The 7,903-nt window shown below is 70.8% G+C and carries 9 protein-coding genes; 6 read left to right on the plus strand and 3 right to left on the minus strand.

Going from position 1 to position 7,903, the window contains the following annotated elements; genetic code table 11:
* Nucleotides 1-13 precede the first annotated feature (13 nt).
* The 6 genes from BIU98_RS03665 to BIU98_RS03690 all read left to right on the plus strand — a co-directional run bounded on the left by BIU98_RS03665 (nt 14) and on the right by BIU98_RS03690 (nt 5,540).
* The gene (locus BIU98_RS03665; RefSeq protein WP_254787783.1) at nt 14-1,252 is read left to right on the plus strand and encodes a glycosyltransferase family 1 protein; all 1,239 of its coding nucleotides are present in this window, start codon (nt 14-16) and stop codon (nt 1,250-1,252) included.
* Between the two features lie 76 nt (nt 1,253-1,328).
* The gene (gene sdhC / locus BIU98_RS03670; protein ID WP_083392938.1) at nt 1,329-1,772 is read left to right on the plus strand and encodes a succinate dehydrogenase, cytochrome b556 subunit; all 444 of its coding nucleotides are present in this window, start codon (nt 1,329-1,331) and stop codon (nt 1,770-1,772) included.
* Nucleotides 1,773-1,785: 13 nt separating this feature from the next.
* Entirely contained in the window at nt 1,786-2,232 is a 447-nt protein-coding gene (sdhD, locus tag BIU98_RS03675) for a succinate dehydrogenase, hydrophobic membrane anchor protein (protein WP_071271610.1), read from the plus strand.
* A gap of 50 nt (nt 2,233-2,282) precedes the next feature.
* Nucleotides 2,283-4,076 (plus strand): succinate dehydrogenase flavoprotein subunit, encoded by a 1,794-nt coding sequence (gene sdhA / locus BIU98_RS03680; RefSeq protein WP_071271613.1) that lies wholly within the window; start codon nt 2,283-2,285, stop codon nt 4,074-4,076.
* The gene (locus BIU98_RS03685) at nt 4,076-4,846 is read left to right on the plus strand and encodes a succinate dehydrogenase iron-sulfur subunit (RefSeq protein ID WP_071271616.1); all 771 of its coding nucleotides are present in this window, start codon (nt 4,076-4,078) and stop codon (nt 4,844-4,846) included. Before sdhA ends, BIU98_RS03685 begins: the two co-directional genes overlap by 1 nt.
* A gap of 49 nt (nt 4,847-4,895) precedes the next feature.
* Nucleotides 4,896-5,540: a TNT domain-containing protein gene (locus BIU98_RS03690; protein ID WP_071271619.1), complete on the plus strand. Its 645-nt coding sequence runs from the start codon at nt 4,896-4,898 to the stop codon at nt 5,538-5,540.
* Between the two features lie 111 nt (nt 5,541-5,651).
* On the opposite strand, the gene BIU98_RS03695 is transcribed toward BIU98_RS03690, so the two are convergent.
* From BIU98_RS03695 to BIU98_RS03705, 3 genes are all read right to left on the minus strand, one after another.
* Complete coding sequence (locus BIU98_RS03695; protein WP_083392939.1) at nt 5,652-6,266, minus strand: DUF805 domain-containing protein; 615 nt, start codon at nt 6,264-6,266, stop codon at nt 5,652-5,654.
* The gene (locus BIU98_RS03700; protein ID WP_083392940.1) at nt 6,263-6,826 is read right to left on the minus strand and encodes a DUF805 domain-containing protein; all 564 of its coding nucleotides are present in this window, start codon (nt 6,824-6,826) and stop codon (nt 6,263-6,265) included. The genes BIU98_RS03695 and BIU98_RS03700 overlap by 4 nt, the downstream gene beginning before the upstream one ends.
* Nucleotides 6,827-6,896: 70 nt before the next feature.
* On the minus strand, nt 6,897-7,829 hold the full coding sequence (locus tag BIU98_RS03705; RefSeq protein ID WP_071271622.1) for an NADP-dependent oxidoreductase: 933 nt from the start codon (nt 7,827-7,829) through the stop codon (nt 6,897-6,899).
* Nucleotides 7,830-7,903: the final 74 nt, after the last annotated feature.

Raw genomic sequence — 7,903 nt, forward strand, 5'->3', positions numbered from 1 at the left:
CATCGGAGACGCCATGAACGCACGCAGCGTGGAGCGCGGCACGTCCCAACGGACCGTCGCCGTCGTGACCGAGAGCTTCCTGCCCACCCTCAACGGCGTGACCACCAGCGTCCTGGCGGTCCTCGACCACCTGGAGCGCCGTGGCCACCGCGCGGTCGTGATCGCGCCGGACACCCCGGGGCTCGCGCAGTTCCGGTCCAGGACGGAGATCGAGCGGCATCGCTCCTTCGACGTCCACCGGGTCCCGGCCGTCGCGTACCGCCAGTTCCCGGTCGCCCTCCCCCATCCGGTCCTCGACACGATCCTCGCCGCCTCCGGCGCCGACGTCCTGCACGCCGCCAGTCCGTTCCTGCTCGGCGGGCGCGCGATCACGGCGGCCGGGAGGCTCGGCATCCCCTCCGTCGCCGTCTTCCAGACCGACGTGGCCGGGTTCGCCCGCCGCAACGGCCTGACCGCGACCGTCCCGTTGGTGCGGAGGATCCTCGGCCGCATCCACGCCGGGGCGTCGCTGACGCTCGCCCCGTCGAGCGCCACCGCCGCGATGCTCGAGGCCGAGGGCGTGCCGCGCGTCGCCCGGTGGGGGCGCGGCGTCGACACCGCCCTGTTCCACCCGGCCCGTCGCCGCACCGCGCACGTCCGGGCGATGCGGCGGCGGATCGCCCCGCACGGCGAGACCATCGTCGGCTACGTGGGCCGGCTGGCACCGGAGAAGGAGGTCGAGCGGCTCGCGGACCTGGGCGGCGTCCCGGGCATCCGGATCGTGGTCGCAGGAGGCGGGCCCTCCCGGCAGTTCCTGGAGCGACGACTCCGCCACCTGGACGTGACGTTCACCGGGCCGCTCCGCGGGGACGCCCTCGCCGACACGTACGCGGCGCTCGACGTGTTCGTGCACACCGGCCCCGCCGAGACCTTCGGGCAGACCCTGCAGGAGGCCCACGCCGCGGGGCTCCCGGTCGTGGCACCGGCGTCGGGCGGGCCGCTCGACCTCGTCGCCCCCGGGCTCGACGGCGAGCTCTACGACCCGGACGACGCGGACGGGCTCCGGGCCGCGGTGGTCGGGCTGCACCTGGACCGCTCCCGAGCCGAGCGGATGGGGTCGGCCGGTCGGCTCCGGGTCGAGGGCACGACGTGGGAGGCGGTCGGCGACGAGCTGCTCGCGCACCACCAGACGGCACGGCACATCGGTGTCCCGCCGACCGCGACCAGGGGTGTCCGGGCGGGGTGGAACGAGAAGGTCAGCGGTCGGTCGTAGGATGGGGAGTGTTCCACACGAACACGACGGCAACGGCGCGCCGATCGGTGCGCCTGTCCCAACGGAAGGCGAGCTCATGGCCGAGCAGACCACAGGTACAGCGACAGCTGAACCGCAGGTGACCATCGATGCGCCGCGCGCGCGGACCTTCCAGGGGACGCTCTACCGCGGCAGCACCGGCATGTGGTCGTGGGTCCTCCACCGGATCACCGGCGTCGCGATCTACTTCTTCCTGCTCGTGCACATCCTCGACACCGCGCTGGTCCGTCTGTCACCAGAGGCCTACAACGCGGTCATCGGGACGTACAAGACCCCGATCATGAACCTCGGCGAGATCGGCCTCGTGATGGCCATCGTCTTCCACGCGTTCAACGGGCTGCGGATCATCCTGATCGACTTCTGGTCCAAGGGGCCGAAGTACCAGCGCGCGATGTTCTGGATCGTCCTCGTCCTCTGGGCCGTGGCGATCGCGGGCTTCCTGCCGCGCCAGCTCATGAACCTCGTCGCCGACTTCAACTGATCAGGGGCCACCGATGACCACCGAGACCGTCGCTCCTCCTCGTAGTCCCGAGGCCGCCCGCCGCACCACCAACTGGGAGAAGTGGGGCTGGATCTACATGCGCGCCTCCGGCGTGCTCCTGGTCGTGCTGATCTTCGGCCACCTGTTCGTCAACATGGTGGCGGGCGAGGGCGTCAAGCAGATCGACTTCGCGTTCGTGGCCGGCAAGTGGGCCAACCCGTTCTGGCAGGTGTGGGACACCCTCATGCTGTGGCTCGCGCTGATCCACGGCTCGAACGGCATGCGCACCATCGTCAACGACTACGTGGCGAAGCCAGCCGTCCGGAAGACGCTGCTCGTCGCGATCCTGGTCGCGTGCGTGCTGCTCATCGTCCTCGGCACGCTCGTCTGCTGGACCTTCGACCCGTGCCCCGCCGGCGCCGCCGCTGCGGACCTGCCGTCGTTCTGCCCGGCCCAGTAGCCGCACGCGCGATCGCCCGCTCCAGCTCCGCTCTCGATCGAAAGACCCCTGTGCCCGACATCACCGTCCACCACCACCAGTTCGACATCGTCATCATCGGCGCAGGAGGCGCCGGCATGCGCGCCGCGATCGAGGCCGGCCCGAAGGCCAACACCGCCGTGATCTCGAAGCTCTACCCGACCCGCTCCCACACGGGTGCGGCGCAGGGCGGCATGGCGGCGGCGCTCGCCAACGTCGAAGAGGACTCCTGGGAGTGGCACACCTTCGACACGATCAAGGGCGGCGACTACCTGGTCGACCAGGACGCCGCCGAGATCCTCGCGAAGGAAGCGATCGACGCCGTCATCGACCTCGAGAACATGGGCCTGCCGTTCAACCGCACGCCAGAGGGCAAGATCGACCAGCGCCGTTTCGGTGGCCACACCCGCGACCACGGCAAGGCCCCGGTCCGCCGTGCGTGCTACGCCGCCGACCGCACCGGCCACATGATCCTGCAGACGCTGTTCCAGAACTGCGTCAAGCTCGGCGTGAACTTCTTCAACGAGTACTACGCGCTCGACCTCATCATGGTCGACGTCGTCGGCGAGGACGGCGTCACCCGCAAGCAGCCGGCCGGCGTCGTCGCGTTCGAGCTCTCGACCGGTGAGCTGCACGTCTTCCACGCGAAGGCGATGATCTTCGCCACCGGCGGCTTCGGCAAGATGTACAAGACCACGTCGAATGCCCACACCCTGACCGGCGACGGCGTCGGCATCGTGTGGCGCACGGGCCTGCCGCTCGAGGACATGGAGTTCTTCCAGTTCCACCCGACCGGGCTCGCGGGCCTCGGCATCCTGCTGACCGAGGGCGCCCGCGGCGAGGGCGCGATCCTCCGCAACGCCTCGGGTGAGCGCTTCATGGAGCGCTACGCCCCCACGATCAAGGACCTCGCCCCGCGTGACATCGTCGCCAGGTGCATGGTGCAGGAAGTGGCCGAGGGCCGCGGCGCCGGGCCGAACAAGGACTACGTCCTGCTCGACTGCACGCACCTGGGCGCCGAGGTCCTCGAGACCAAGCTCCCCGACATCACCGAGTTCGCCCGCACCTACCTCGGCGTGGACCCGGTCGTCGAGCCCGTGCCCGTGATGCCGACCGCGCACTACGCGATGGGCGGCATCCCGACGAACACGAACGCCGAGGTCCTCAGCGACAACGACACCGTCGTGCCCGGCATGTACGCCGCCGGCGAGTGCGCCTGCGTCTCGGTCCACGGGTCGAACCGCCTCGGCACGAACTCGCTCCTCGACATCAACGTCTTCGGCAAGCGCTCGGGCAACAACGCCGCCGAGTGGGTCCAGACGGCCGAGTTCCTCCCCCTGCCCGAGGACCCCGCGGCGAACGTCCGCGGCATGCTCGAGCAGTTCCGCGCCTCCACCGGCACCGAGCGGGTCGCAGCACTCCGCAAGGAGCTGCAGGAGGAGATGGACAAGAACGCGCAGGTGTTCCGCACCGACGACTCCCTGGCGCGCGTCACCGAGACCATCCACACGCTCCGCAACCGGTTCATGCACGTCTCCGTGCAGGACAAGGGCAAGCGCTTCAACACCGAGCTGCTCGAAGCCGTCGAGCTCGGGTTCCTGCTCGACCTCGCCGAGGTCGTCGTCTACTCCGCCCGGAACCGCAAGGAGTCGCGCGGCGGCCACATGCGCGACGACTTCCCCAAGCGCGACGACGAGAACTACATGAAGCACACCATGGCCTACCTGACGGGCGACCCGCACTCGTCCCTCGCCGACGACCACATCACGCTCGACTGGAAGCCCGTCGTCATGACGCGCTACGAGCCGATGGAGAGGAAGTACTGATGACCGACACCCTGGTCTCCGACGCCCCCCGCACCGACGCGGCCACCGCTCCTCCCGGGTCCTTCCCGGTCACCGTGATCGTCCGGCGGTTCGACCCGGACGTCGACGACGAGCCGCGCTGGCAGGACTTCGACGTCATGATGCTGCCGACCGACCGCATCCTCGACGCCCTGCACCAGATCAAGTGGGAGCAGGACGGCTCGCTGACCTTCCGTCGCTCCTGCGCGCACGGCGTGTGCGGCTCCGACGCGATGCGCATCAACGGCCGCAACCGTCTGGCGTGCAAGACCCTGATCAAGGACCTCGACGTCTCGAAGCCGATCTACGTCGAGGCCATCAAGGGCCTGCCGCTGGAGAAGGACCTCGTCGTCGACATGGAGCCCTTCTTCAAGTCGTTCCGCGACGTCCAGCCGTTCCTGCAGGCCTCGAAGGCGCCGGAGCCCGGCAAGGAGCGTGTGCAGTCAGTCGCCGAGCGCGCGCGCTTCGACGACACCACCAAGTGCATCCTCTGCGCCGCGTGCACGTCGTCCTGCCCGGTGTTCTGGACCGACGGCCAGTACTTCGGCCCGGCGGCGATCGTGAACGCGCACCGGTTCATCTTCGACTCCCGCGACGACGCCGCCGACGTCCGCCTCGACATCCTCAACGACAAGGAGGGCGTCTGGCGCTGCCGCACGACCTTCAACTGCACCGACGCCTGCCCGCGTGGCATCCAGGTGACGAAGGCCATCGCCGAGGTCAAGCAGGCGGTCATGCGGGGTCGGGCGTAGGCCCCGTGCGACCAGCACCGGCAGAGGTCGGCCCACTAGGCTCCCGCTCATGACGTTCGCGGACACCCGCCCCATCCTCGACCAGCTCGGCTACACGATCCGCTACGTGCAGCTCCCCGGCGAGACCCTGCACGAGCCGCCCGTCGAGGGCGCCCTCCGCCTGGTCCCGGCCGACGGGGCGGACACCTTCGCGCTCGAGGTCGTCGACTACGGCACCGCGCGTCGGCTCGCGACGGCCCGCGGCGAGGACGACGCCGTCGAGATGCTCCGACGGTTCCTGAACCGACCGTTCCCGGCGCCGCGCGACCTGCCCCGGCACGAGCTCGACGGCCTCCGCGACCGTGCGGCGTCGACGTACCCGCAACTCGCGCAGCAGGTCGGCCAGGCCGGCGAGCCGGGCCTGACGATCCAGATCCCCGCCGGTGTCCCCGTCGACCGCATCGGCGGCCCGGACGGCTACCTGCTCCACCCGCTCGACACCCCGCTGCCCGCGCGGTCGCTCCCGCCGCACGTCGTCCAGGCGCCGGAGGTCCACCGCTACGTGGTCGACCGCCCGTTCCTGGTCACGGTCCGCTTCGTGCAGCCGTGGTTCGACCAGCCCGGCGGCGCGCTGCGCTTCCAGGTCGCCGACCAGTCGCTCACCGTGCGTGACCTCGTCGTCGACGGCTCCCTGGTCCGCGTCCGCGCCGTCTGAGCACACGCGGGCGCTGCGTCAGCACGACGGCCGCCCGCTCCACGACGAAGCCGCCGCTCCCCCTCGAGGGAACGGCGGCTTCGTCGTATCGGTGTCGGTGCCGGTGTCGGGTCAGCCGCGCTCGGGCTGGTCGAACCGCTGCCCCTCGGGCTTCGACTCGAGCAGCGTCATGACGAAGACCACGATGCCGCCGACGGGGACGAAGACGAGGAACCAGAACGGCCCGGCGAAGTTCGCGTCGTGCAGACGACGCCAGGAGAGCGCCAGGCCCGGGATGAGCGTGGCGAGCCCCCAGAGGATGAACAGGACTCCTGGGATCGCGATGAGCGGCGAGGTGGAGTTGGTGGATGCCTGCACGCCGGTCGCCGAGCTGGTCGTGGTCGTGTCGCCGGTGGCGACGATGAACGCGAAGAGCACGGCGTAGAGGACGACGAAGACGATGCCGTTCGCGAGCACCCACCACCAGTACTCACTGCGACTGGCGCGGCCGTCGAACCGGGCGTACTTCTTGAAGAAGCGACCGACGGCCTTCGGGAACGAGATGCGGTACCACGGTGCCCACAGCGGCGGCTCGCCACCGGGTCCGCTCGGCGCGGGTGCACCGTACTGCGGCGAACCGCCGGCCTGCTGCGCGTACTGCCCCGGCTGCTGCCAGGACTGGCCCTGGCTCTGGTCCTGGCCCTGGCCCTGCGGCTGGCTCCACTGCGGCGTGCCGTCGTTGCTCATCGGGTCGCCTCCGGGCGGTCGAAGCGCTGCCCGGCCGGGTTCGACTGCATCGCGCTGAGCACGATGAGGGCGATCCACCCGAGCACCGGGATGAAGACGAGCAGCCAGAGCCACCCGCTGAAGTTCGCGTCGTGCAGGCGTCGGATCTGGATCGCGATGCTCGGCAGCAGCGTCGCCAGGCCCCAGAGCCCGGACAGCGTGTTCTCGATCGTGCCGGTGCCGAACTGGTCCTGCGGGGTGTCGGCAGCGCCGTCGAGCGCCCCACCGATCAGGCTGATGACGATCGAGATGATGACGCTCCACAGGACGACCCACCAGAACTCGCTCCGGCTGGCACGACCGTGGAAGACGACGTACTTCTTGAAGAAGCGCCCGAGCGCCTTGGGGAACGAGATGCCGTACCACGGTGCCCACAGCGGCGGCTCGCCACCGGGGCCGCCGGTCGGCTGCCCGTACGGCGGCTGTCCGTACGGCGGCTGCCCGCCCTGCGGTGGACCGCCGTACTGGGGCCCTCCTGGCTGCTGCCCGTACGGGTTCTGCGGTGGGTACTGGTCGCTCACGGGTTCTCCCTGTTGGTCGGCTGGTACTCGTGAGAGTCAATCAGAAGCAGGGATGACCGTGTGGCCCCCGTCAGGGGAGCAACGCGAGCTTGCCGCCCGGGTGTCCCGACTCCAGCAGCTCGGCGGCCGCTCGTGCCTCCGCCAGCGGGAACGTCCGCGCCACCGGCACCTCGAGCTGCCCGGCCGCTGCCAGGTCGATGAGTCGCTGGCGCACCGAGTCGCGGAACGCCTTGCTCTCCGGCTGCGCCCCGCCGACGGCAGCGAAGCCGTCGGCCGTGGCACGTGCCTGGGCGGCGATCGTGACGATGCGACCGCGGTCTGCGACGAGCGCCAGCGAGACGTCGACCGCCTCGTCGGTCCCGACGCAGTCGACGGCCACGTCGACACCGTGCGGTGCGAGGTCACGGACCCGGGCCTCCAGGCCGTCGCCGTAGGCGACCCACTCGCCCCCGTACCGGCGCACGGTGTCGGCACCGCTCTCGGAGGCCGTGCCGATGACACGCGTCCCGAGCAGGCGCAGCTGCTGCAGCAGGCTGACGCCGACCGCGCCGGAGGCGCCGTGGACCAGGACCGTGTCCCGCCCGGAGGCTCGGGTGACGCGGATGACGTCGGCTGCGGTCGTGCCGGCCAGCAGCAGGTTCGCCGCCTGGGCGTCGTCGAGGGACGCCGGCTTGGCGAAGACGTCGGCCGCCGGCACGGTGATCGAGGACGTCCAGCCGCCGGCGATCCGGAACGCCAGGACCTCGTCGCCGACCGCTCCCCCGCCGGACGCGATGGTGGTGTCGGGGCCGAGTGCGCTGAGGACCCCGGCGACCTCGTAGCCGATCGCCATCGGGTACGCCGACGGGTCGCCCGCGCGGGTGTGCTTCGTGTCGGCGGGGTTCATGCCGGCGGCCCGGACCTCGATCGTGACCTCGCCCGCCCTCGGCTCCGGGACGTCCACGTCCACGAACGTCAGGACCTCGCTGCCACCGGCGCTGGGCGCCACCCACTGCTTCGTCATGCCCCGGACGCTACGCCGCCTGTACAGTCCGCCATCGGGAGAGCCCCAGCCGCTCCGCCCGCCCGGGCAGTCCG

Source organism: Curtobacterium sp. MMLR14_010, assembly GCF_001865015.1.
Lineage (GTDB): Bacteria > Actinomycetota > Actinomycetes > Actinomycetales > Microbacteriaceae > Curtobacterium.

Coding starts and splice junctions, on each gene's coding strand:
- BIU98_RS03695 (WP_083392939.1), bottom strand. CDS start 6,266: ATGAGCAACGACGGCACGCCGCAGTGGAGCCAGCCGCAGGGCCAGGGC.
- BIU98_RS03690 (WP_071271619.1), top strand. CDS start 4,896: ATGACGTTCGCGGACACCCGCCCCATCCTCGACCAGCTCGGCTACACG.
- BIU98_RS03685 (WP_071271616.1), top strand. CDS start 4,076: ATGACCGACACCCTGGTCTCCGACGCCCCCCGCACCGACGCGGCCACC.
- BIU98_RS03705 (WP_071271622.1), bottom strand. CDS start 7,829: ATGACGAAGCAGTGGGTGGCGCCCAGCGCCGGTGGCAGCGAGGTCCTG.
- BIU98_RS03665 (WP_254787783.1), top strand. CDS start 14: ATGAACGCACGCAGCGTGGAGCGCGGCACGTCCCAACGGACCGTCGCC.
- sdhD (WP_071271610.1), top strand. CDS start 1,786: ATGACCACCGAGACCGTCGCTCCTCCTCGTAGTCCCGAGGCCGCCCGC.
- sdhC (WP_083392938.1), top strand. CDS start 1,329: ATGGCCGAGCAGACCACAGGTACAGCGACAGCTGAACCGCAGGTGACC.